Below are 24,316 nucleotides of genomic sequence, written 5' to 3' on the forward strand. Positions count from 1 at the left end.
TAATCATTTGTTCGTCGAGCCGCGTTATAAAGACTGTCTTTCCATGATTGTTAAAAGGGATAACATGACCTGACACAGGATCTGGCATCGAAGGCGCTTGAATCAGCTGATTAGAGAAATACAATCCAACGCAGGCCGCACCACCAATTATTACCCACAAGACAACAGTCAAAAAAATGGAGATTTTTCGCCTACGGTTTAGCGACATGCTCATTTGCAGATCAACCTCCCTGACTGAACAGTACAAACTTTCGTGTTCGTTTGAGTAACTGAGCCACCTGCTCCGACACCCAGGCCCAATGTGACGCCCATTCCATAGGAGGCAGGATTGAGCGGAGACTTCGATGTGTCTTGGAATATGTCAGCGCCCACATAACCTCCGTCCCCGGCACCGAACGATATGTTGTTGAACGGACCAGCATAGTCTTGGATCGTCGAAGCCGCTGGATAGACGCCCGCGCTAACGCCAACTGATCCCGTTCCCCCAGTACTTAGTCCAGGCAGTACCGTTGACGGCGTATTCTTATAGAAGCCGAAATTACCGCCTCCATCAACCAATACCCCAAAACCGAAAGCATAGTTCGCTCCAGTCCCCGGTACATTCACGCTACCAGAGAATCCGAGGTGCGCCGCCCAATTGTTTATAGTCTCGTTCTGCGCAGCGGCCATCGCACCTTGAATATTGTAGCCGAGCGCTCCGGCAACACTGCCGCCCACGAGCGTTTCAATACCGGCCAACACCGCCGGCGGAATATTCCCGTTAGCGTCGATGATCGGATTGGCGATTGCACTGGCCGCCCCGCCAATCGCCCCTCCACCGCATCCGGTACCGAGAGCCGCCGAACTCGCACATCCCAGTGCAGCATGCGCAATCACGTTTCCTACCGTGCCCGACGGGATATAGGTACCGATTGCATTTGCCCCAACCGCAGCTACGTCGGTAACGATGTTGTTCTTCAGCGCGGTCATGAAGCTGCCTCCCTGAATCGCCGTCGAGATCCCGGCGTTCACCACGCTCTGCTCGCCGATCTGCAGCGCGGTGTTGCCGAGATTCGCCAGCGTCACGGCCGGATCGGACGACACAAGATTCGCGCCGATCGACTGAAAGTCATTCAGCCCGAGTCCTTCGTCGATCCCCTGTGTCAGATAGGCGACCGCCACTGCCTTACCGAGGTTCATGAGGCTGAACTGCCCGGTATCGGCCTGATTCATCAGGGAGCTAAGCGCGGCACCCAGGGCCGGCGAGCCCACGATCGACGCGGCGACGCTGATCACCGCCTGCACGATCATGATCGGCCCCATCCCGCCGTCCGAGATGACGCTCGTATTGATGTTGTTGCCAACGGTGCTCTGCGTGAACTGGCCGCCAAGCTGGCTTTTCAGATTCGCCAGCATCGCCTGCGTCGCGCCCGCGTTCACGGTGCCGTCTGCATTAAGCTGCTGCAGCGCCCCACCGATCTGATCGATCGCCTGCGCGTTCATGTCGTAGTTCATCGCCGACATGAAGCCGCCTTGCTGTACCACTGTGCCGGTCGTCACCGCAACGCCGCCATCGACGTTGTTGTAGATCGTGCCGATGTTGGTCGATCGCTGTTCGTTCGTCAGGCTTGCCGTATTGACCGTCAGGTTCTGCGCCGAGATCGAACCCGTATTGAGGATGCTGTTCGCGTAATTCAGCGCGACGTTCGTCCCCGTGATCTCGCCATCCGCGTTGACCGTCGCATAGTTCTGCGGCAGCAGCACTTCAGGCATCAACGCCTGCACGGTCGGACACGCGCCGTTTCCGGTTGCGGTACATCCCGGCTCAGGCACCGTCTCCTGCACATACCAAAGCATCGGCGCGTTAATCTGCGCGAGTTGCGCCTGACTCAATTGCGTGCCGAGCGCGATGTTGTTCTGCTTCGCATATTCGAGCGCCGCGCCATAGAGCGCCGCCTTGTCCTGATTCTCGATCGATGCCTGGCTCGTGCTGTCGGTCGCGCTCGTCGTGCTATAGAAGCTGCTCTTGCCGGTCGCCTGTAACGCGGCCTGCTCGATCTGCTGATTCTCCGTGTACGGGTCGTAATAAAAGGGCGTGCTGCCCGGCTGCAGGTTCGCCGGCAACGCATTCAACAACGCCTGCGGGCTCAGTGCGCCGATCACCTGCGATGCCGGGTTGTTGATCAGATAGGTCGCATTCGTCGATGCGCCGGCGATGGTCTGCACGGACGGCGACGACGGAGCCCTTGCTGTCGGGATGGCAGGCGCCACCGGCTTGCCCACGGTCTGCACACCGATCGGCGTGTTCGACGGCAAGCCCGCTGCGCCCGTCACGGAGGTCGGCTGCCCCGCCAGCGTCGTCACGCGTCCAGCGCTGTTCACGGTGGTCGCTGCACTCGACGGCACCGACGGCGGCCCAAGCGAAACGACCTGGCCCGACACCGCCGGCGGAGGTGTATAGACGTTCGGATTGTTCAGGCCATTGACGAGTTGCGCACCCGCGAGACTCACGGTCTGCCCGATCACATTACCGGTATTGGTCAGCGTCGGAGAATTCACCGACAGCGTATTACCCGCCTGGATCGTCGCCGGAACGAAGTCCGACATCCCCACCGACGACGGCAACCCGGCCGGATCCTGTGCCGCGCCGCTGCTGTACGCGCTGCCGTACAACGATGCGCACAGAGACGGATTGTTGGCGCAACCCCAGGCCGGATACGACGACGTGTAATGCGTCAGGTTGCTCGCCCAGTATGCATTCAGGTACTGATTGTTCGAACTGGCCGCATTCGACGCGTTGATCGTGACATTGTTCAGCGCCGTCACGAGACTGCCGGTGTTGCTAAACGTGCCCGCGGTCAGAGCGACGTCGTGATTGGCCGTAATGACCGCCGGATTCGCCGACTGTACGTCGACATAAGCCTCGCAGTTGCTCGTACATCCCGTGAACGGTGTCGCGCTGCCATAGTTCTGGTGGACCTGCACGGGTGCCGCGATGGTGTTCGTCAGCGACGCCGCGTTGATCTGGACGTCGTCGCCGGCCTCGATCGCACCGGACGTATTCGCAACGCTCCCGGCCTGGGTCGATGACGTCGACGTCGTGCCGGTGCCTCCGAGCACGACATTGTTCTTCGCGACCAGATTGCCGTATGTGTTGGCGATCTGGTTCGACGCGATGACGAGATTGTTGCCCGCCGTCACATTGCTGTTGGTCTGCTGGTAGCTATACGTCTCCGAGTTCGGATTCGTCGTCTTGAGGTTCGTACAGCCCGCGTTCGAGAAGCCCGACGCGCAACCTGCCGTCACGGTTCGCGAACCAACGTTCGTGCCTTGATTCGTGAATCCCGCCGTCTGGATCGTGACGTTGTTGCCCGCCGCAAGCGTGCCGGCGTTGGTCAAATTGCCGCCCGACAGGTTCAGGTCGTGCCCGGCCACAATCTGGCCCGTTGCGCCCTGGACGCTCACCGACGACGAAGTCGACAACGGAGCCACGGTTCCCGGTGCATTCAGCTTGATGCTGCCGCCGTCGATGTAGTACCCGGTGCTGTACGGGCCAAATGCATTCGCACCGTTGTAATAATTCCAGACGGAAATCGTCGACGGCGCTTGCGACAGGAAGTTGTTGATCGACGCAAGGTCGATCGAGTCCGTGACGGTCGAGCTGTATGTCGATCCGCCGTTCGACAGCGACTGCAAGTTCAGATTGGCGTCATTGCCGGCGCTAACCGTCCCGCCCTGGTTGTTGAGGTTGTTCGCGGTCAGATTCAGGTCGTGTCCGGCAGCGATCACGGAATTCGCACCGGACTGTCCCCCGGTCGTGGTCGTCGTCTCCGTCACGGTCGGCAGCGCCACGGTCTTTTTCTGGAGAGCCAGGCCGGCATTCTGCGGCGTCTCGATGAACCACAGATTCTGGACGATGCTGTTGCCGGAGTTGCTGGTGCCCGTGACGGTCGGCACCAGGACATAGGTCACCGTGCCGGTCGTTGCAACGGGCTGACTCGTTTGCAGATATTTCGAGCTGGTCGATCCGGTGGGCGCGAGCGCATCGGCCAGCGAGACTGTTTGCGGCGTCTGATCGAGCTGACAGCAAAAGCCGTTTTCAGCGGCATAGAGGTAGTAGAAGTCGAGCGTATCGTTGCCGACGCCAAGCGCCATGGTCAACGCCGTATTGTCGATCGTCTTCGTCGTCGTGGTAGTCGCGCCCGAACCTGAGGATCCCGAATTGACAACGTTGTTCGCGGTGATCGACAGATCGTTCGTCGCGGCCAACGTGCCGCCGGCATTGCCGAGATCCCCACTCAGTTGAATCGTCGCGTTGCCGCTGCCCGCCGGACTGCCGTTGTTTCCGGCCCTCGTGGTGCCGCCCGAGTTGTCGTAACTCGCTCCCGAGATCGTCAGCGTATTTGCCGCCTGCACGGTACCGGCATTCGTCCCCGAGCCGTTCAGCGTGAACGCGTTGTTCGCGGTAATCGTGCCGCCGGCCTGGTTCGCGAGCGAGCCATTGATCGTCAGGTCGTTGCCGTTGACCGTCCCGGTATTGGCGACTGCGCCATTCAGCGTGAGCGAACCCGTTCCCTGATTGATCGTTCCCGCGTTGCTGATGCCCTGGGCAGCCGACACCGAAACCGCCGTTCCCGGCAGCGTCCACGTACCCGAGTTGTTGAGCGCCTGCGCGGACAGGTTCAGGCCGTTCCCTCCGTTGACGGATCCATAACTCGCCGCCGACGGATCGAGTGTCTGGTTCGGCAGGTTCAGCGCCGCGACGTTCTGCGCAAGAATCCTGCCGTTGGTGTTGTCAAACGCGCCGTTGCCGCCCGTGACCGTCACCGTCGTGTTGCCGATTGCCGCGGTCGGATTGTTGACGTCGCCCGAGAAAATGAGTCCGTTCCCATTGCCAAGGCTGCCGGTCGTCAGGTTCAACGCGTTCGTCGCGAGCAGCCCGCCCGAATTCGTCGTCGCGCCCGACACGTTGAAGTTCGCCGTCGGCCCGTAGATCGTTCCCGAGTTGTTCAGGTTCGTCGCCGTGACATTCGCTGTCTGCAGCGAAGACAGGCTGCCGGCGTTCGAGACGGTCGTGCCGGACACGTTGAGATTGCCGGCCGCCATTTGTGTGCCGACGTTATTGACCGTGCCACCGACCAACGTCGCATCGCCCTTGAATGCGGCGGTGCCGCCTGTCGTGACGCTCTGCGTACCAGTGATCCGCGTCGTCCCGCCGACTACCGCGTTTGCCGTCGTCACGTTCGCGCCCGACAGGGTCGCGTTGCCGCCCACCGACAGAGCAGGCGCGGTAGCGCTGAAGGGCTGGTTGAGCTGGCCTGCCGACGTGTCCAGGTTATTCGTCGCCGTTGCGGTCAGATTGCCGCCGACGGCTACGCCCTGCGTCGTGACGTTGGTCGCCGCGAGGTTCGCGTTCTTTGATGCGGTCGTCTGGCCGTTGAGCGTCAGGCTCTGCCCGGCATTCAGGTTCGCGTTGCCAGCCGTCGACACCGGCCCGGCGGCCGTCAGATTGCCCGCCTTCGCATTGACAGTCAGATCGCCCAGGCTCTTGATGCTGCCTTGCGCGTTGACGCCGGTGCCGGCCGAGACCGTCGTCGCCCCGCCAGACAACGCGTCGCCGGCAAGCGTTGCACTGCCGTTGGTTGCGGTCAGCGTGCTGTTGCCAACGGCCGTTGTTGCGCCCACCGACAGGTTCTGGCCGGCGGTCGCGCTCAGATTGTTGCCGGTCTGGATCGCGCCCGAGACGGCGATGTTGTTGCCGGCATCGAGCGTCGTATCGTTCGCGACGCTGAGCCCGCCCGTGCCGTTGAGATTGCGACCAGCCGTGACGGTCGCGTTACCCGTATTGCTGACTGCGAGGCCACCGTTCAGGTTGGCATCGCGCGCGGCGGCGATCGTCGTGTTCTGACCGCTCTGAATGGTGCCGGCGACGGTCGCGTCCTGCCCGGCATTGATCTTCACGCCGCCAGGCGTCGACACCGCACCCGCGACCGCTACGCTGCCGGCGTTCGATCCGATCGATGCATCGCCGCCACTGTAGACCGTTCCGCCCAGACTCACGCCTTGTTGGCCCGACGCATTCAATGTCCCGAGCGACGCCACGTTGCCGGTCGTCGTCAGCGAGCCGCCGATCGCCGCGAGCGCCATGTCGCCGACAGACGCAGCGGTTCCCTGCACGGTCGTGTTGCCGCCCGACGTTACGTTCAGATTCCCGCCGCTCGTGACGTTGCCGCCGAGCGTCGTGTCCTGCCCGGCCTGAATCGTGACGGTGCCCGGCGCGGACACCGTACCGCCGAAATTCGCGTTTGTTCCGGCCGTCGCATCGATCGTGCTGCCGCTCTGCACCGCGCCGTTCAGCGCAATCACCTGCCCGGCCTTCAGATTGACCGCCCCCGTCGACGATGCAACGTTGCCTTGACCCGTGATCGAGCCGCTTTGTGCCGCAATCGATACGGGCCCTTGCCCCTGTACCGTGCCGCCAACCGCAGCGTTCTGGCCGGCCGTCACCAACAGCGCGCCATTCGATTGCGCATTGCCGTTCACGGTTGCCGAGCCCGTTTGCGCCGCGATCGTCGTATCGCCAACGCCCGACACCTGGCCATTGACGGTCGCGTTGCGCGCGCCCGTCAATGCAACCGTGCTGCCGCCCTGCACCGCGCCGTTTACGGTCAGATCCCGTCCGGCCTTCGCCGACACCGTGCCGGGTGCACTCAGCCCGTCCACTGTCAGATCGCCGTTCGTGGTCTGCAGCGCAATATCGTGCGCCGTCAGCGCACCAATCGTCATCGACTGTCCGGCCGTCAGATTGGCTGCGCCGTTTGCGGCAACCGACGCGGCGTTCAGATTGCCACCCGCGGTCATCGAAACATTCTGCCCGGCCGACACCGAGCCCGGCGCGTTGATATCGCCGTTCGCGTTCACCGTGTAATTCTGGTTCGCGAGCCCCGTCCCATTGATCGTCGTGTTGCCCGTGCTCGTCAGTGCGACGTTCTGATTGGCAAACGTTTGACCGACCGACACGTCGCCGTTCGCATTGACGACTACATTGCCCGCCGTTGCCGACAACGGGCCTTGCGTGTTTACGCCCATCCCGGCTGCGGTCGACACGATATAGACGGTACCGCTCGTCACCGAGCCGTACTGATTGGCGTCCACGGCGACTGCCTTGCCGATCGCGGCAGCGGTGTTCGTCGCACCGTTCGCCGACGTGCCGTACGTGATGCCGCTCGCGTCGCTAGCGGTCGGCGTGACAGTCTGGTTGCCTGTCACCACGTTCACGCGCTGATCGGCGCGCAGCGGCGCATTGATGCTGACGCTCTGACCGATCAGGTCGATATTGCCGACCGTCCCTTCGATGCCGGCGCCCGGGCCGTTCGTGCCCGCGGGTCCGTCGATCGTGATGGCACCCGAGCGGACGTCGTAAGCCACCGCGCCCGCATGTGCAAAATCGGTCGCCGTGCCGCCGACGCCGGAGAGAAACTGCGGCGTGCCGGTCGTCAACGTCAATCCGGGAACGTTCGTCAGCGCCATCCCGTTCACGGCAATACCGCCCGGCGCCGCCACGATGACGGCGGCCGGCGAACCGAACACCTCGAGCGGCCCGTTCAACGTCGCGATGTTGTTGGACGTGACCTGGTTGATGATCGTGGTTGCCGGCCGGCCGTTCAGGTTCGGGTTGGCGCCAAGCGTACCGCCGAGCAGCGGCGTGCCTGCCACCGTGCTGTTATTGAGCACCAGCCCGCGGGAATCGATGTCGAAAGACTGGTATTGCCCGACGCTGATGCCGTTGCTATTCGCGCCGGGAATATTGATCGCGGGCACGCCCGTGCTGGTTTGCGTGACGGACGGCTGAAACGGAATCGGCGCACGCGGATCGACGATCGGCGCCGCGTGCGCGGCTTGGTCGGCGAGCAAGACAGCCGGACCGAAATACATCACGACCGTCATCAACCACGCGGTCGCCTTGACCCAAAGCGCCGGCCCTTCGCTTTTCAGCGAAGCATGGTTGAAGATAATCGCCTGCCTGGCCGCTCCCCGTTGAACGTGCCGTTTTTCGATATCGCGCATGACGCGGCGCATGGTTGGTCTCGCTTGGTATTTTCTGCAGATGGTTGCACAGACAAATACGCAAGACAGTCAACAATTGTCATTCCTTAAAATGACCATGCGCGCGGACATTACGGACTTCTTTCAAATATATTATTTTGATTCTTATATTTAGTATCTCGTTTGTCTCATGGCCTGCTTTCAAAAAACAGGCCATCTCGAGTCGAGTCTTGCAAAGCGATTCGACACCGCAGCAGACCGTATGTGCGTTATCCGGCAAGGCTTCTACGCTCTCACAACCAAGAACGGCAATCGGATCACCCAAGCCTTGTGTTGGCGGGAATCTTTAAATACGATCGTCAACCTGCGGATTCGCGTCTGCCTGATACCTCATCACCAAGAATCAATCTCGACGTTCCTCAGCCGTTAAAGTCAGAACGCGAACGAGACAAGCCAACCAACGATTTCGAACCGGCGTATCAATCTGTCGTTTTCTGCGGATAGTTCGCGCGCGCGTGCGGACTGTCACGGTCCGACAGCGGCCGGGCACGGCTAACGGCGTCCTGTTCATGACGCTGGAGGACGAGACGGGTCAGGTGAACGAGCGTCATCGGAACAGCATCTTGCAGCTGCGTCCGCCCCATCTTCAGGTCGTTGCGAAACTCTTCCGCTTTGCGTTCTAACGACGCACGCGGGACACCCATCGAATGGACCAGCTGCACAATCCCCATGTAGGCGGCAATCTTCAGCGCCGTCGGATAAACATCATTTGTGCTCTGCCCCATGTTGACATCTTCGTTAAGGTGCAGCATCGCATAATCACCCCGCTCATGGCCCAGTTACTCCAAGGCCAGATTGGCAATTACCTCATTCGCGTTCATGTTCGTGGACGTACCGACTCCCCCTTGGATCACATCTACCACGTATCGTCTGATAAACATGCACGATCGCCAAGAAGATCGTGCTCGATACGTGTGTCGATATTTGTCATGATGGCGATCATGAGATCGAAGCCGACGCGAGGGTCCGGCGCCACATGCGACTGCATGCGCGCCGGATGGCTGAGTGGTTGGGGGGCGTCTACGGTTCAATCGCCGGCGTTGGTCGCATAGGCTATGCATCTGCGCGCCAGTACTTCCGTCGGATCGACCAGTGTGACCCGTGCGCCGTTTCGTGCAACGTACTCCCCGCTCGGCAGCAGAATCGGAAGCTCGGTACATCCGAGGACAATCACTTTGACACCGCCGGCAATCAATCCGTCGACAGCGGCGTTGATGTCTTCTTCGCATCGCCCCGTCGAGAAACCCGCCTTGACGCCGTTCTCGCCGTAGATCGCTTCCATCACGCGTGCCTGCAGCGCTGGTTCTGGCGCTACCTGTGTGAGTCCGTGCGCCTCAAGCGCCTTCTTATAAACGCCGCTTTCGATCGTGCCGGACGTTGCCAGCACACCGACCTGTCGCAACGCAGGGTAGGTTTCGCGCAGGTATGCGACGGTGACCGTCAGCATGTTGACGATCGGGATGCCGAGATAAGGTTGAATCCGCTCGACAAACGCATGGGCGGTGTTGCATGGAATCGCAATGATGTCTGCGTCTCCGTCCTCGAGCTTCTTGCATGTCGCATACAACGAAATCGTCGGGTCCGTACCGGTGCCGACGAGGTTTTCCGTCCGGTCTGGAATTTGCGGATTCTGCTCGACCAGCAGCTTGATGTGGTCCTGATCGCGCGACGCCGGTGTGTTTCGAACGACCTTGTTCAAAAAGTCGACTGTCGCCGCCGGCCCGACACCACCAACGACACCGACCTTGAACGTCGGCGCGCGCGAACCGCCTGGCGCCGAGACGGCGTACTGCGCATATGCCAGGTTGGAATCAATCAGCGGCACCCGCTGCGGGCCGAGCGCGTCGGCGACAAGTGCGATTTCCGTCAGAGCCGGGACAATGACCTGCGCCCCCTGATCCGCCAGATCCTCGCTCGCAGCGCGCAGTAGTTCGACCGGCCGCCCGCGGAGGTTGCCGCGCTTGATCCCGTCTGGCCCATAAATCGCGTCGGTCACCGGATCGTTATCGCCATGCGCCCGCGGATAAATGATTTCGAACTGCGGTGAAGGAAAGTACGTCTCGAACAGTTTCTTGCCGCGCACATAGTCCGACGCCATCACGCCAATGCGGGTAGCATCCGGGAACTTTCGCTGCACGTAACAGCGAAGCGCCTCGACGATATTGACGATCGGCAACCGCGTGTTCGCCTTCAATTCATCGATAAACGTGTGGCTGAGAAAACATGGGAGCACGACGCTCGTCACACCGCGTTTCTCGAATTCACGGATCATGTCGAAAACGTAAAGCTTGCGCTCCGTTGTCGCCGCGCTGCTTGATCCCGAGCCGCTGAATGGCCGTTGCTCGAAGATCAGATCGACATGCTCGTCGTCGGACGACGCAGGCGTCGCCTTCACCATCTTGAAGAAGACGTCAGCGCTTCCAAGCGGCCCAAGACCACCGACAACGCCGAATTTCCGCCGAGCACTCATGGATTCAGGACGTTTCATGCGTTCAGCTCCGGTTGGTCGAATGCGGCGTTACTCGACTTTGCCGACCGCTTACCTTCCCACTTCGCAATCACTGCCGTCGCGACGCTGTTGCCGATGACGTTTGTCATCGTGCGTCCCATATCGAGAATCTGATCGATCGCGAGGACCATTGCGACGCCCGCAACCGGCAGGTGAAACATCGGGGCCACGGCAGCGACGACGACGACGGATCCGCGCGGCACGCTTGCCATGCCCTTGCTGCTCAGCATGAGGATCAACAACATGAAGATCTGTTGCGATAACGGCATGTGCACGCCGAAGGCTTGTGCGATGAAGATCGCTGCGAACGCCTGATACATCATCGAACCATCGAGGTTGAACGCGTAACCCAACGGAAGCGTGAACCCGACCACCTTCTTGTCGACGCCGAACTTCTCCAGTTGTTCGGTCAGGCGTGGATAGGCGGCCTCGCTGCTCGCGGTGGAGAAGGCGATCAATGCGGGTTCACGCACCGCTTTCAGCAGACTGCCGACACGTCGCCCAAGAAATGCATAACCGATACCCACCAGGATCACCCAAAGGATGAGCAACCCGAGATAGAACGAGCCGATCAGCTTGCCATACGTATAAATCACATCCAGGCCGCGAAGCGTGACCGCGGAAGCAATCGCGCCGAACACGCCGAGCGGCGCCGCACGCATCACGTAGTTCGTAAGACGCAACATCACCGGCACCAGACCGTCGATTGCCTGGATAACAATGCCGACCCGTGGATCTTTCTTCAGCGCACTCAGCGCGATGCCCAGGAACACCGAAAATACGAGAATCTGCAGAATGTCGTTGCGGGCCATCGCATCGAGCAGGCTGGTCGGGAATGCGTGCGTGATCACGTCCCGCGCGTTTAACGCAGCCGTATTCAGCCCCGTGTTTACCTCGCCGGCGGTGTCCGTAAGATGAAGACCGGCTCCCGGTTCCAGCGCATTGGCCATGATGAGCCCAAGGCCCAACGAAATCAGCGATGCGCAGATGAACCAGCCGACCGAGCGAAGACCGATACGGCCGACGTCTTCACCACTGTCCATCCCGGCCAAACCGGAGACGAGTGTGGCGAAGACCAGCGGCGCAATGATCATCTTGATCAGCCGCAGAAAGATGTCCGTCACGATCGCGAAATAGCCGGCGACCGTTTTGAGCGTGCCCGGGTCGGCGATGCTCTTGTGACACGCGTAGCCGGCAATGACACCGAGGATCATGCCGACAGCGATGCTGAGAGTGAGGCGATTCTTCATGTCCATTCGTCCTTGGGTGGCGCCGGGCTGCCGAAGGCTGCCGAGCGCTAGGAATGGGCCCACATGACGCTGACCGGGCGTCACATTTGCCGTTGGAACGAATGGTAGGGAGCGTCAATAAAACCACGATGCTAGTGCATCATGACGGTATGCGGGATCCGCATAATATGGGAAAACCCTAACCGAGTCGGGGCGATGCGGCACGAAGGTGTTGCCAAAGCGTATCCAGAAATTCGCTGCGATTGGAGGCGTCGCGATAGACGCGCAGCTCGACTTCGAGATACCACGCTGCCGGGCCGGCAGGCACGAGGTCGCCGGTCTCCAGCTCGGCGGCGATCGAGCTCTTGGGCAACCACGCGACGCCCTCGCCCTCCAGCACGAGCTTCTTCAGCACTTCGGCCATATCGGACTCGTAGTGCAGCTGCAACGCTGGCGTATCGGGTGCCCGAGCGAGCAGCAGCGCAAGACAACGTCCGAAGTAGCTGGTTTCCGTATACGAAATAAGCGGCAGCGGATTCTGCTTCGTCCCCGGCAGGCGAAAAGCGGGTGCCAACCGCCGGTTGGGCTTGCATGCCGGCATCAGCGTATCGATACCGACGGTCACGTGCTCGTATCTGCCCGGGTCGAGATGCAACGGCAGCTCGGGATGATGATAGGCAAACATAAGCTCGCAGTTTCCGTTGACGAGCATCAGGATCGAGTCGTGGACGTTCGTTGGAATAACGCGCGCCCGCACCTCGCCGAAATGGGGCGCCAGCGCTTTGAGCCAGCCCGGCAGGAAACTGAGTGCGATCGTGTGGCCGGCAGCAATCTGCAGGCTCTTGCCGGCGATTCGTTGCTCGGTGCGAATGATTGCGCGTGTGTCGAACAGTCGGCTGAGCACGTCTTCAGCCGTCTCGCGAAATAGTTGTCCGGCCGGTGTCAGCACAGGCGGGAAGCTGCTGCGATCGATCAGTTCGGCGCCGATCCACTGCTCGAGCGACTGGATTCGGCGACTAAAACCCGACTGCGTTACGTTACGAAACTCCGCTGCTCGGGAGAAGCTTTGGTATTGGGCGAGAGCGATGAAATCCTCGATCCACTTGATTTCCATATTTGCCTTGGACATCCGGGTGTGGGCTGAATCGAAGACACATTAGCAAAGGGGCGGACAAATCGGTAGAGGAGCAACGGGCACCCTATCGAGCGCAATGTGTCATGGTGTTGCCCGGCGTGAAGGCCCCTTGATGGCAACGCAGGCTTCGATCCCATGCCCCCGCCCGCGCAACGGACGATCCGGACGGAAAAATGCAAACGCGAGTCGGGCCGGATGAACCATGCCATCCGGCCCGACTCGCCATCCGATTCGGCGACCTCGCTACGCGTCAAGCGTAGTCATACACCCCACGCCCCGTCTTGCGCCCCAACCTCCCCGCCGACACCATCTCGCGCAGCAGCGGGCACGCACGATACTTCGGATCGCCGAAGTCCTTCACGAACACGTCCATCACCGCGAGGCACACGTCGAGGCCCACGAGATCGGCCAGCGCGAGCGGGCCGATCGGGTGGTTCGCGCCAAGCTTCATCCCCGCGTCGATCTCCTCGGCCGACGCGATGCCTTCGGCCAGCACGAAGAACGCCTCGTTGATCATCGGCACGAGGATCCGGTTCACGACGAAACCCGGCGAATTGCGCACGCCGATCGGCGACTTGTCGAAACGCTCGGTGAGCGCACGCACGGCCGACGCGGTTGCCTCGCTCGTCTGCAGCCCGCGGATGATCTCGACGAGCGGCATCAGCGGCACCGGGTTGAAGAAGTGCATGCCGACGAAGCGCGACGGATCGGCGAGCGGCGCCGCGAGCGCGGTGATCGAGATCGACGACGTGTTGGTCGCGATGATCGCGTTCGGCCGCGCGACGGCCTCGATCTGCTTCAGGATGCGGCCCTTCAGCTCGACGTTCTCGGTCGCGGCTTCAATCACGATGTCGGCCGACGCAAGCTTCGCGTAGTCGGTCGATGTCGTGATGCGCGCCAGCGCCGCGTCACGTGTGGCCGCGTCGAGCTTGTCCTTCGACACGAGCCGCTCGAGGCTGCCCTTCAGCGTCGCGATGCCCTTGTCGAGCGCAGCATCGCTGACGTCGATCATCACGACGTTGAGTCCCGCAACGGCGGCGGTCTGCGCAATGCCGTTGCCCATGGTTCCGGCGCCCACGACGCCGACGATTTCGATGGCCATGAAAGTTCCTGTGTGTTCGGGTGCTGAGCGTTCGATTATCAGATGTTCTCGAAGATCGCAGCAATCCCCTGGCCGCCGCCGATACACATCGTCACGAGCGCGTAACGCCCGCCGATGCGCTTCAGCTCGTACAGCGCCTTGACCGTGATCAGCGCACCGGTCGCACCGATCGGGTGGCCGAGCGAGATGCCGGACCCGTTCGGGTTGACCTTCGCGGGATCGAGGCCGAGCTCCTGCGTGACCGCGCAGGCCTGCGCGGCGAACGCCTCGTTCGCCTCGATCACGTCGAGATCGGAAATCTTCAGGCCCGCGCGTTCGAGCGCCTTCTGCGTGGCCGGCACCGGGCCGATACCCATGTAGGCCGGATCGACACCGGCGTGCGCATAGGCAACCAGACGTGCGAGCGGCTTCACACCCTGCGCGCGCGCGGCGTCCGCGCTCATCATCAGCACGGCCGCGGCCGCATCGTTGATGCCCGACGCGTTGCCGGCCGTCACGGTACCGTTCTCCTTCGCGAACACCGGGCGCAGCTTCGTGAAATCGTCCGCGCTCGCGTCGTGACGCACGTGCTCGTCGGTATCGAACGCCACCTCGCCCTTCTTCGAGCGGATCGCGATCGGCAGGATCTGATCCTTGAAGCGCCCTTCCGCGATCGCGCGCGCCGCGCGACGATGCGATTCGAGTGCCAGAGCATCCTGCGCGTCGCGCGAGATGTCGTACTTGCGTGCGACGTTCTCTGCCGTCACGCCCATGTGGATCGCCTGGAACGGGTCGTGCAGCGCGCCGAGCATCATGTCGACGAGCTTGCCGTCGCCCATGCGCTGGCCGAAGCGCGCGGCCGGCACCGTGTACGGCGCGCGGCTCATGCTCTCCGCCCCGCCACCGATCGCGACGTCGGCATCGCCGAGCATGATCGTCTGCGCGGCCGACACGATCGCCTGCAGGCCCGAGCCGCACAGGCGGTTCACGGTCAGCGCCGGCGCGTGCTGCGCGACGCCGCCGTCGATCGCCGCGACGCGCGCGAGATACATGTCCTTCGGTTCGGTGTTCACGACGTGGCCGAACACGACATGCCCGACCGCATCGCCCGGCACGTTCGCGCGCGACAGCACTTCGCGCACGACCTTCGCACCGAGGTCGGTCGGCGAGAAATCCTTCAGGCTGCCGCCGAAATCACCGATCGCGGTACGGACACCGCTCACCACCACGACTTCTTTCGCTGCATTGCTCATCGTCTGCTCCGGTTCGTTCGCGCACGCAGGCGCGTTGATACGTTACATGTTCGGGTAATTCGGCCCGCCGCCGCCTTCCGGCGTGACCCACACGATGTTCTGCGTCGGGTCCTTGATGTCGCAGGTCTTGCAGTGCACGCAGTTCTGCGCGTTGATCACCAGCCGATCGCTGCCGTCGTCGTTCTTCATGAACTCGTACACCGCCGCCGGGCAGAACCGCGCCTCCGGCCCCGCGTACGTGCGCAGGTTCACGTTCACCGGCACGCTCGCATCCTTCAGCGTCAGGTGCGCCGGCTGGTTCTCCTCGTGGTTCGTGTTCGAGATGAACACCGACGACAATCGGTCGAACGTCAGCTTGCCGTCCGGCTTCGGATACTCGATCGGCTCGCACTGCGACGCCGGCTTCAGCATCTCGTGGTCCGCGTGCTGGTGATGCAGCGTCCACGGCACGTTGCCGCCCATCACCTTCTGCTCGATCCCCACCATCAGCGTGCCCAGGTACAGCCCCTTGGCCATCCACTGCTTGAAGTTGCGCGCGCGGTACAGCTCCGTGTACAGCCATGACTGCTTGAAGGCGTCCGGGTATGCGTTCAGCTCGTCCGACTGACGGCCGGCCTGCAGCGCGTCGAACGCGGCGTCGGCGGCCAGCATGCCGGTCTTGATTGCCGCGTGGCTGCCCTTGATCCGCGATGCGTTCAGGAAGCCCGCGTCGTCGCCGATCAGCGCGCCGCCCGGGAATACCGTCTTCGGCAGCGACAGCAGCCCGCCCGCGGTGATCGCACGTGCGCCGTACGATACGCGCTTGCCGCCTTCCAGGAACGCGCGGATCGACGGGTGCGTCTTGTAGCGCTGGAATTCCTCGAACGGCGACAGGTACGGGTTCGTGTAGCCGAGGCCCACCACGAAGCCGACCACGACCTGGTTGTTGTCCATGTGATACAGGAACGAGCCGCCGTAGGTATCGGACTTCAGCGGCCAGCCGGCCGTGTGGATCACGAGGCCCGGCTTGTGCTTCGCCGGATCGATTTCCCACAGCTCCTTGATGCCGATCCCGTACGCCTGCGGCTCGGCGTTCGCGTCGAGCTTGAACTTCGAGATCAGCTGGCGGCCGAGGTGGCCGCGGCAGCCTTCGGCGAACAGCGTGTACTTCGCGTGCAGCTCCATGCCGAGCTGGAAGTTCTCGGTCGGCTCGCCGTCCTTGCCCACGCCCATGTTGCCGGTCGCGACACCCTTCACGGAGCCGTCGTCGTTATAGAGAATCTCGGCGGCCGGGAAGCCCGGGAAGATCTCGACGCCCAGCGCTTCCGCCTGCTGGCCGAGCCAGCGGGTGACGTTGCCCAGCGAAATGACGTAGTTGCCGTGGTTCTTGAAGTTCTCGGGCAGCGCCCAGTTCGGCGTGGTCACCGCGCTCTTCTCGGACAGGAACAGGAAGCGGTCTTCCGTCACCTCGACGCTGAGCGGCGCGCCCTGTTCCTTCCAGTCGGGGAACAGCTCGGTGATCGCGCGCGGGTCCATCACCGCGCCCGACAGGATATGCGCGCCGATCTCGGAACCCTTCTCGAGCACGCACACGCCGATCTCGGTGCCTTTCTCGGCGGCCAGCTGCTTGAGCCGGATCGCCGCCGACAGCCCGGCGGGGCCGCCGCCGACGATCACGACGTCGTATTCCATCGATTCGCGCGGGCCGTATTGCGCGAGCAAGTCCTGTGTGGTCAAAATCCTGTCTCCTCCAGCGTCCCGACCGTCAACCGGTCAGAACTGGTCTTCCGTCAACGCGAGCACGCTCTCGTTGCCCTTCGCGCCGACGATCGACGCTTCGAGCCCGCCTGCCTGCACCAGAACGTGCTCCGCGTAGCATTGCGCGATCGCGATCTTCGCATCGAAGAACGCCGGGTCGCTCGCGCGGTTCGCCTGCGCCGCCACCAGCGCACGCGCCATCTGCCACCCGCACAGCACCACGCCCGCCAGCTTCAGGTACGGCACGCTGCCCGCGAACACCGCGTTCGGGTCCTGCTTCACGTTCGCCACCACGTAATCCACCACCGACGACAACGCACGCGCGCCCTTCTCCAGCTGCGCCTTCATCGATGCCGCCGCCGCGCCGTCCAGCTTGCCCAGCGCCGCCACCGTCGCGTCGATCTCCGCGATCAGCGCCTTCGCCACCGCGCCGCCGTCGCGCATCGTCTTGCGGCCGACCAGGTCATTCGCCTGGATCGCCGTCGTCCCTTCGTAGATCGCCAGGATCCGCGCATCGCGGTAGTACTGCGCCGCGCCCGTCTCCTCGATGAAGCCCATCCCGCCGTGCACCTGCACGCCCAGGCTCGCCACGTCGTTCACCATCTCCGTGCTCCAGCCCTTCACGACCGGCACCAGATACTCGTAGATTGCCTGATGACGGCCACGCGTCGCCTCGTCCGAATGGCGGTGGGCAACGTCGCTGTGCGCGGCTGCCACATACGCCAGCGCCCGCGCGCCTTCGGTCAGCGCGCGCATCGTGCCGAGCATGCGGCGCACGTCCGGGTGATGGATGATCGTCACCGACTGCTTCGCCGACCCGTCCACCGGGCGGCTCTGCACGCGCTCCTTCGCGAATTCCGCCGCCTTCTGGTAGGCCCGGTCGGCCACGCCGATCCCCTGCATCCCGACGCCGAAACGCGCCGCGTTCATCATGATGAACATGTATTCGAGGCCGCGGTTCTCCTCGCCGATCAGGTAGCCGATCGCGCCGCCGTGGTCGCCGTACTGCAGCACCGCCGTCGGGCTCGCCTTGATCCCGAGCTTGTGCTCGATCGACACGCAGTGCACGTCGTTGCGCGCGCCCAGCGAACCATCGTCGTTGACCATGAACTTCGGCACGATGAACAGCGAGATGCCCTTCACGCCTTCCGGCGCGTTCGGCGTGCGGGCCAGCACCAGGTGGACGATGTTGTCCGCCATGTCGTGCTCGCCCCACGTGATGAAGATCTTCGTGCCGAACACCTTGTACGTGCCGTCGCCCTGCGGTTCCGCGCGCGAGCGCACCAGTGCCAGGTCGGAGCCGGCCTGCGGCTCGGTCAGGTTCATCGTGCCGGTCCATTCACCCGAGATCAGCTTCGGCACGTAGCGCTGCTTCTGCTCGTCGGTGCCGGCCGTCAGCAGCGCCTCGATCGCGCCGTCGGTCAGCAGCGGACACAGTGCGAACGACAGGTTCGACGCGTTCAGCATCTCGATGCACGGCGTCGCGATCAGCTTCGGCAGGCCCTGGCCGTCGTACTCGGCCGGATGCTGCAGCCCCTGCCAGCCGCCTTCGACGAACTGGCGAAACGCTTGCGCGAAGCCCGGCGTCGCGGTCACGACACCATCCTTCCAGCTGCTCGGATTGCGGTCGCCTTCGACGTTCAGCGGCGCCAGCACCTCGCCACAGAATTTAGCGGATTCGTCGAGCACGGCCTGCGCCGTGTCGTAACCCGCATCCTCGAAGCCCGGCAACTGCGCAACGGCGTCGATGCCCGCGAGTTCCTTCAGCACGAACAGCATGTCCTTGACGGGGGCGTTATAGCTCATGGTCGATGTTCCAAATCAGGCGGTGAATGGGGCGCGCTGCTGGATCGATGCGGAAAAACCGGTCGACCCAGGCGACGACGTGACCCATCGTAATGCCGGGACGGTCGATTCCCGTTGTCATATCCGGCCCACATAGTGACAAAATCGGCCACGCGATGAGCGGGTGTTGCCGGAAACGGCAGGCCGGATAAGGGTTTGGCCGGAGCCGGTTTCGACGAAAACAGCGAGCGATCGGTGTGCCGGCCTATGGGGCCAAAGCGGCGCGGCATGCCGGCGGCGGCTACGGGAGCCGGTTATGGGAATCGCCTATGGGAGCCGGCCATGGGAGCGAACGAAAGGAGCCGGTTATGGGAGAGGTTTGAAAAAAACGCTACGCCTGCCGCCGATACGTCCCCGGCGTACTCCCCGTCCAGTGCCGGAACGCGCGATGAAACGCGCTCGGGTCGTCGAAACCGATGTCGGCGCCGATCGCCGCGATCGTATCGGGCGTATCGGTCAGCCGCTGGATCGCGATGTCGCGCCGCAGTTCGTCCTTGAGCACCTGGAACGTCGTCCCTTCGGCGGCCAGGTGGCGGCTCAGCGTGCGCACCGAGCAATGCAGGTGTTCGGCCGCCTGGTCGATCGCCGGCAGGTCGGGCAGCGCCGCCGACAGGTACTGCCGCACGCGATGGCACACGAGCTGTTCGCTGAACGATTCGAAAATCCAGTCGCCGGGCGCGCGCGCCAGAAACTTGCGCAGGTTGCGCTTGCTCTGCCGGATCGGCGCGTCGAGGTAGTCGGCGCTGAAGCGCATCAGCGTGCGCTCGCAGTCGAACTGCACGGAGCCTGTGAAGAAGTACAGATGGTCGACCGCATGGCGCGGCCGCGGGCATGCGAACTCGATCTGCAGCAGCGGGATCTTCTGCCCGATCAGCCAGGAGCACACGCCGTGCACGAGCTTGAGCATCAGTTCCTGGCCGAGCGCGCCGATCGGGCCGATGGCATCGTTCGGACGCAACAGCACCTGCGCGACGAGGCCGTCGCGCTTCGATTCGACGAAGAAATCGTCGAGCAGGATATGGAAGAATTGCCCGAAACGATGCAGCGTCGTTTCGAGGTTGCGCGCATCGAGCAGACTCAGGCACAGGTACTTCAGCGTGCCGCCGCGCAGCGGGCGCGAGAAGATGCCGGGCATCTCGTCGTCGAGGTCGATTGCGAGCGTGCGGTACAGCGTCGAGAACTGCTCCTCCGTCACGCGCGCATGCGGCTCGCCGAGCAGCTCGAGCGGGATGCCGGCCCCGCGCAGGTAACGCTCGACCACGTCGCGCTGCGCGCCCGCGCTCGCGAGGAAACCGTTGACGAGCGAGATCGGCACCGTCGCGCTCGGCGACGGCAGCGCACGCCCGGGCTGGGTGGAAAGTGAATCTGAGCCGGTCATCGCGTCCCCGTCGATCGAACCGCTCGCATTGTACTTGAGCGGCCCTCGCGGAAGCTTCGGGGCCTTCGGCACGCCGGGCCGCGCAGCCGCGGCCGCGCGGCGCGTCGGCGCCATCAGTCGGTGCGGCTGAGTTCCCGGCGCAGGATCTTGCCGACCGTCGACTTCGGCAGCCGGTCGACGAAACGAACGATCTTCGGCACCTTGTAGGCCGCGAGGCTCGCGCGGCAATGCGCGACGAGTTGTTCCTCCGTCACGTCGGCCTCCTGCGCCAGCACCACGAACAGCTTGACGGCCTCGCCCGTGCGCGCGTCCGGCACGCCGATGCACGCGCATTCGGCGACGCCCGGCAGCGCGGTCGCGACAGCTTCCACCTCGTTCGGGTACACGTTGAAGCCCGACACGATGATCATGTCCTTCTTGCGGTCGACGATCCGCAGGAAACCGGCTGCGTCGAACACGCCAACGTCGCCGGTGCGGAAATAACCGTCCGCCGTAAACGCCGCCGCGTTCGCGTCCGGCTTCTGCCAGTAGCCGGTCATCACCTGCGGCCCCTTCACGCAGATCTCGCCCGCTTCGCCAATTGCCGCCTCGCGATCCTGGTCGTCGAGCAGCTTCACGTCGGTCGACGGCAGCGGCAGGCCCGTGGTGCCCGTGAACGCATCGATCGACTGCGGGTTGAACGACACGACCGGCGACGTTTCCGACAGCCCGTAGCCCTCGCGGATGAAATTGCCCGTCACCGCCTTCCAGCGCGACGAGATCACGTCGATCACCGCCGCGCCGCCGCCGGCCGACAGCTTCAGCCGCGACCAGTCGACTTCCTTCAGGCGCGGATGGCCCGCGAGCCCCGCGTACAGCGTGTTCACACCGACGAATATCGTCGGCCGCGCGGCCTTCAGCACATCGATGAACCCGTCCATGTCGCGCGGATTCGCGACGAGCCAGTTTTGCGCGCCGATCGCGAAGTAGGACAGGAAGTTCACCGTCAGCGCGAAGATGTGATACAGCGGGATCGCCGTGACGACGACTTCTTCGCCCGGCTCCCGTGCAGCCGGCACGATCGCCGCGAACTGTTCGATGTTCGCGACGAGGTTGCGGTGCGACAGCGCCGCGCCCTTCGACAATCCGGTCGTGCCGCCCGTGTATTGCAACAGCAGCAGATCCGCGCCGCCCAGCGCGACCGGCTCGCACGCGAGCGATTCGCCTGCGGCAATCGCATCCGCGAGCGGGATCGAACCTGGCGGCAGCGCGTCGCATGTGCCGGCCGGCGCATCGACCACGCCGAGATCGCCGCGCCCCACGCTCAGCACGGTGCGCACGCCCGTGCCGCCGACCACGTCGGCGAACGTGCCCATCGACCCGCCGCATACGACGGCGACCTCGACGCCCGCGTCGTTGAGCTGATGCTCGAGTTCGCGCGCGGTGTAGTGCGGGTTCACGTTGACCTGGATCGCGCCGATCTTCGCGACGGCGACGAACACGACCGGAAACGCGAGCACGTTGGGCAACATCACGGCCACGCGATCGCCCTTGCGGACGCCGACGACCTGCTGCAGATACGCGGCCAGCGCGGTCGACAGGCGGTCGACGTCGGCATAGCTGAGCGTGCGGCCAAACGCATGGAATGCCGGACGATCGGCGAAGCGGCGCATTGCTTCGTCCAGCAGCGCGCTTACGGAAGGATAGAGATCGGCGTCGATCTCGGCGGGGATCGAGCCATACGACCCGGTCCAGTGTCTCTTCGTCATGTCTCACTCCTCGGGGGACGGTACGCGCGGAGCGCGCCGTTCGCACGGCGGCCTGCACGCCGAAGGGCGCGGGCCGTCGCCTGACTGGCGACTATCGCCCGCGCGACGCACTTTGAAAATGATCCGGGCGGCCGAAAAGATGATCGAAACGGACACGGACGCATGCGCTTGTCTAGCAACTTCGTGCCGCGATGGATCACGCAGGGCCCGGGCGGCAGCGGATTCGTCGAGTTCGCCGACGCGATCCTGCGCACCGATCCGGACAATCGCGGCTGACCACTCCGGCGTATCGACTATCGGCCCATCAACATGAACAACATACGGATTCCGGCGATTCCTGCCGACGGTCGCGCCTGATACGATCGCTTCGCTTCCGGTTCGCCGCGGCCGAACCTGCCGCGCACCACCGCGAATGAAGCCGACGCACACGCATCCGCACGACGGATCATGCGTGCGACGTTGTCTGGACACACCGGTTGATCCTATCACCAGTTAATCAGGATTACTGTCGATATGCCGCCGATCGCGGTAGCACGCCGAACCGGTACAAGCAGCGCCACCCATCCACCCAACGATCCTATCCCGCTCTCTCAAAGGTCAGTCGCCATGCCAGAACGCATCTCGTTTGGACAACTTCCCGCCCGGCTGCTCGACGTCGTGCTCAATGTCGAGGAATACGCGAACAACACCGGCCACGATTTCAGGCTCGTCGAACTGGTGCGCGCACGCGTCTCGCAGCTGAACGGCTGCGCGTACTGTCTCGACCGTCATATCAAGGAAGGCATCCACGCGGGCGAGGATCCGCTGCGCTACCACTTGCTGCCCGTGTGGCACGAAACGCCCGATCTCTACAGCCCGAAGGAACAGGCCGCGCTGCGCTGGGCCGAAGCGCTGACGCTGATCAGCGAAAACGCGATCGGCGACGAACTCGTCGACGCGACGCGCGCGCATTTCGATCGCGACGAACTCGCGACGCTCACGTTGATCGTCGCGCAGATCAACACCTGGAACCGGCTCGCCAAACCGTTCGCGTGGCAGGCCGGCGTATTCCAGGCCGGTTGAAACCGGTCGAAGCCGGCTGAGGCTGGCCGTCGGGCCGGCCGCGCCGGGCGGCGCCGGCGCGCGTATCAGGGTGAACCCTGTGGCGCATGGGACCGATCCCGATCAGAATTGCGTGCCGTAAACGATATCGATTCGGACGCAGGATCCAGCCATGCCGCGCAGTGCGCTCTTGAACCCGACGGCCGCCCGCGCAGCCCGCCTGCCGGACGCCACGCCCATCCACACGTTGCGCGAGCAGCGTTTCTCGCCGGCCAAGCTGGCCGTGCTGGTCGACGTGGCGACGCAAGCCGGCCTCGACCCGGCCGCGGTGCTCGACGGCACCGGCCTCACGCCGGCCGCCGTCGCGGACCCGTTTACGCTCACGTCGCCGCTGCAGTTCCTGACGGCCGCGCGCAATGCGATCGGCCGGTACGACGGCACCGATCTCGGCGTGCGCGTCGGCCGCCTGCTGCATGCGTCGAGCTACGGGATGTACGGTTACGCGATGCTGTGCTCGGCATCGCTCGCGCACGCGTTCGATTCGGCCGTCAAATATCACCGGCTCGCGAACGGCATGCTCCCGATCCGCTGGGTCGTACAGGGCGATACCGCGTCATGGCTGTTTCCGGATCGGCACGAAGTCGCGCTGCCCGATCTCGACGTGCCGCTGTACCGTTTCCTGATCGACATGCAGTTCGCGCTGCACGTGACGATCATCAAGGACGTAATGGGTGCGTGGTGCGTGCCGGCACGCGCGCAGTTCGCGCAGCCGCAGCCGGCGCACGCGGGATCGCTGGCCGACGCGCTCGAATGCCCGATCGCGTTCGACCAGCCGCATCATGTGCTCAGCTACCCGGCCGCGTGGCTCACGCGCGCGCCGCAGCTCGCGAATCCGATCACCGCCGCGCAGGTGTCGTCGCACTGCGCGCAATTGCTCGACGAACTGCGCAGCCAGCCGGGCATCACGCGACGCGTCTACCAGGAGCTCACGCGCACGCCGGGACACTTCCCGGACATCGACGCGATCGCGGACATCCTCTGCATCACGTCGCGCACGCTGCGCCGCAAGCTCGAAGCCGAAGGCACGTCGTACAGCGAACTGCTGACGAGCGTGCGCAAGGCGCTCGCGATCGATTACCTCAGCACGACGACGCTCAGCACCGAGGACATCGCGCTGACGCTCGGCTTCAGCGATGCGGTCGGGTTCCGTCACGCGTTCAAGCGCTGGACCGGCACGACGCCGAGCGACGTGCGGCGCAAGCGCGGCGGGTAAAC

At 63.6% G+C, this 24,316-nt stretch carries 12 protein-coding genes and 1 pseudogene; 2 read left to right on the forward strand and 11 right to left on the reverse strand.

Annotated elements, in window-relative coordinates:
- Positions 1-210: 210 nt before the first annotated feature.
- From H3H55_RS36580 to H3H55_RS36630, 11 genes and pseudogenes are all read right to left on the reverse strand, one after another.
- Entirely contained in the window at positions 211-8,058 is a 7,848-nt protein-coding gene (locus H3H55_RS36580; RefSeq protein WP_193102983.1) for a filamentous hemagglutinin N-terminal domain-containing protein, read from the reverse strand.
- Positions 8,059-8,627: 569 nt separating this feature from the next.
- A pseudogene (locus tag H3H55_RS36585) lies at positions 8,628-8,951 on the reverse strand (lyase family protein); the annotation flags it as partial.
- A gap of 161 nt (positions 8,952-9,112) precedes the next feature.
- Positions 9,113-10,573 carry an aspartate/glutamate racemase family protein gene (locus H3H55_RS36590; protein WP_226800709.1) on the reverse strand — a complete coding sequence of 487 codons (1,461 nt, stop codon included), beginning with the start codon at positions 10,571-10,573 and terminating at the stop codon, positions 9,113-9,115.
- Positions 10,570-11,844, reverse strand: a complete 1,275-nt coding sequence (locus H3H55_RS36595; RefSeq protein ID WP_193102984.1) for a dicarboxylate/amino acid:cation symporter — start codon at positions 11,842-11,844, stop codon at positions 10,570-10,572. The genes H3H55_RS36590 and H3H55_RS36595 overlap by 4 nt, the downstream gene beginning before the upstream one ends.
- Before the next feature lie 178 nt (positions 11,845-12,022).
- Positions 12,023-12,937 carry a LysR substrate-binding domain-containing protein gene (locus H3H55_RS36600; RefSeq protein ID WP_129517850.1) on the reverse strand — a complete coding sequence of 305 codons (915 nt, stop codon included), beginning with the start codon at positions 12,935-12,937 and terminating at the stop codon, positions 12,023-12,025.
- A gap of 271 nt (positions 12,938-13,208) precedes the next feature.
- Complete coding sequence (locus H3H55_RS36605) at positions 13,209-14,060, reverse strand: 3-hydroxybutyryl-CoA dehydrogenase (protein ID WP_193102985.1); 852 nt, start codon at positions 14,058-14,060, stop codon at positions 13,209-13,211.
- 38 nt (positions 14,061-14,098) lie between these two features.
- A complete protein-coding gene (gene bktB, locus H3H55_RS36610; protein ID WP_193102986.1) occupies positions 14,099-15,292 on the reverse strand; it encodes a beta-ketothiolase BktB in 1,194 nt (397 codons plus the stop codon).
- Between the two features lie 42 nt (positions 15,293-15,334).
- Positions 15,335-16,963 (reverse strand): electron transfer flavoprotein-ubiquinone oxidoreductase, encoded by a 1,629-nt coding sequence (locus H3H55_RS36615; RefSeq protein ID WP_413464011.1) that lies wholly within the window; start codon positions 16,961-16,963, stop codon positions 15,335-15,337.
- Between the two features lie 81 nt (positions 16,964-17,044).
- Complete coding sequence (locus tag H3H55_RS36620; RefSeq protein WP_193102988.1) at positions 17,045-18,835, reverse strand: acyl-CoA dehydrogenase; 1,791 nt, start codon at positions 18,833-18,835, stop codon at positions 17,045-17,047.
- 370 nt (positions 18,836-19,205) lie between these two features.
- A complete protein-coding gene (locus H3H55_RS36625; protein WP_193102989.1) occupies positions 19,206-20,366 on the reverse strand; it encodes an AraC family transcriptional regulator in 1,161 nt (386 codons plus the stop codon).
- The gene (locus H3H55_RS36630; RefSeq protein ID WP_193102990.1) at positions 20,366-22,000 is read right to left on the reverse strand and encodes an AMP-binding protein; all 1,635 of its coding nucleotides are present in this window, start codon (positions 21,998-22,000) and stop codon (positions 20,366-20,368) included. The genes H3H55_RS36625 and H3H55_RS36630 overlap by 1 nt, the downstream gene beginning before the upstream one ends.
- 606 nt (positions 22,001-22,606) lie before the next feature.
- Between H3H55_RS36630 and H3H55_RS36640 the strand changes: the two genes are divergently transcribed.
- Positions 22,607-23,062, forward strand: coding sequence for a carboxymuconolactone decarboxylase family protein (locus H3H55_RS36640; protein WP_193102991.1), 456 nt, complete (start codon positions 22,607-22,609; stop codon positions 23,060-23,062).
- 151 nt (positions 23,063-23,213) lie between these two features.
- The gene (locus H3H55_RS36645; RefSeq protein ID WP_193102992.1) at positions 23,214-24,314 is read left to right on the forward strand and encodes an AraC family transcriptional regulator; all 1,101 of its coding nucleotides are present in this window, start codon (positions 23,214-23,216) and stop codon (positions 24,312-24,314) included.
- The last annotated feature ends 2 nt before the right edge of the window (positions 24,315-24,316 follow it).

Origin of the sequence: Burkholderia sp. Z1, from assembly GCF_014893795.1 — a bacterium.
Lineage (GTDB): Bacteria > Pseudomonadota > Gammaproteobacteria > Burkholderiales > Burkholderiaceae > Burkholderia > Burkholderia theae.

What these genes read in the sequence shown, in the direction of transcription:
- bktB (WP_193102986.1), bottom strand. Translation starts at nt 15,292, where the DNA reads ATGAGCAATGCAGCGAAAGAAGTCGTGGTGGTGAGCGGTGTCCGTACC.
- H3H55_RS36625 (WP_193102989.1), bottom strand. Translation starts at nt 20,366, where the DNA reads ATGGCGCCGACGCGCCGCGCGGCCGCGGCTGCGCGGCCCGGCGTGCCG.
- H3H55_RS36615 (WP_413464011.1), bottom strand. Translation starts at nt 16,963, where the DNA reads ATGGAATACGACGTCGTGATCGTCGGCGGCGGCCCCGCCGGGCTGTCG.
- H3H55_RS36580 (WP_193102983.1), bottom strand. Translation starts at nt 8,058, where the DNA reads ATGCGCCGCGTCATGCGCGATATCGAAAAACGGCACGTTCAACGGGGA.
- H3H55_RS36605 (WP_193102985.1), bottom strand. Translation starts at nt 14,060, where the DNA reads ATGGCCATCGAAATCGTCGGCGTCGTGGGCGCCGGAACCATGGGCAAC.
- H3H55_RS36640 (WP_193102991.1), top strand. Translation starts at nt 22,607, where the DNA reads ATGCCAGAACGCATCTCGTTTGGACAACTTCCCGCCCGGCTGCTCGAC.
- H3H55_RS36600 (WP_129517850.1), bottom strand. Translation starts at nt 12,937, where the DNA reads ATGGAAATCAAGTGGATCGAGGATTTCATCGCTCTCGCCCAATACCAA.
- H3H55_RS36590 (WP_226800709.1), bottom strand. Translation starts at nt 10,573, where the DNA reads ATGAAACGTCCTGAATCCATGAGTGCTCGGCGGAAATTCGGCGTTGTC.
- H3H55_RS36595 (WP_193102984.1), bottom strand. Translation starts at nt 11,844, where the DNA reads ATGAAGAATCGCCTCACTCTCAGCATCGCTGTCGGCATGATCCTCGGT.
- H3H55_RS36630 (WP_193102990.1), bottom strand. Translation starts at nt 22,000, where the DNA reads ATGACGAAGAGACACTGGACCGGGTCGTATGGCTCGATCCCCGCCGAG.
- H3H55_RS36620 (WP_193102988.1), bottom strand. Translation starts at nt 18,835, where the DNA reads ATGAGCTATAACGCCCCCGTCAAGGACATGCTGTTCGTGCTGAAGGAA.
- H3H55_RS36645 (WP_193102992.1), top strand. Translation starts at nt 23,214, where the DNA reads ATGCCGCGCAGTGCGCTCTTGAACCCGACGGCCGCCCGCGCAGCCCGC.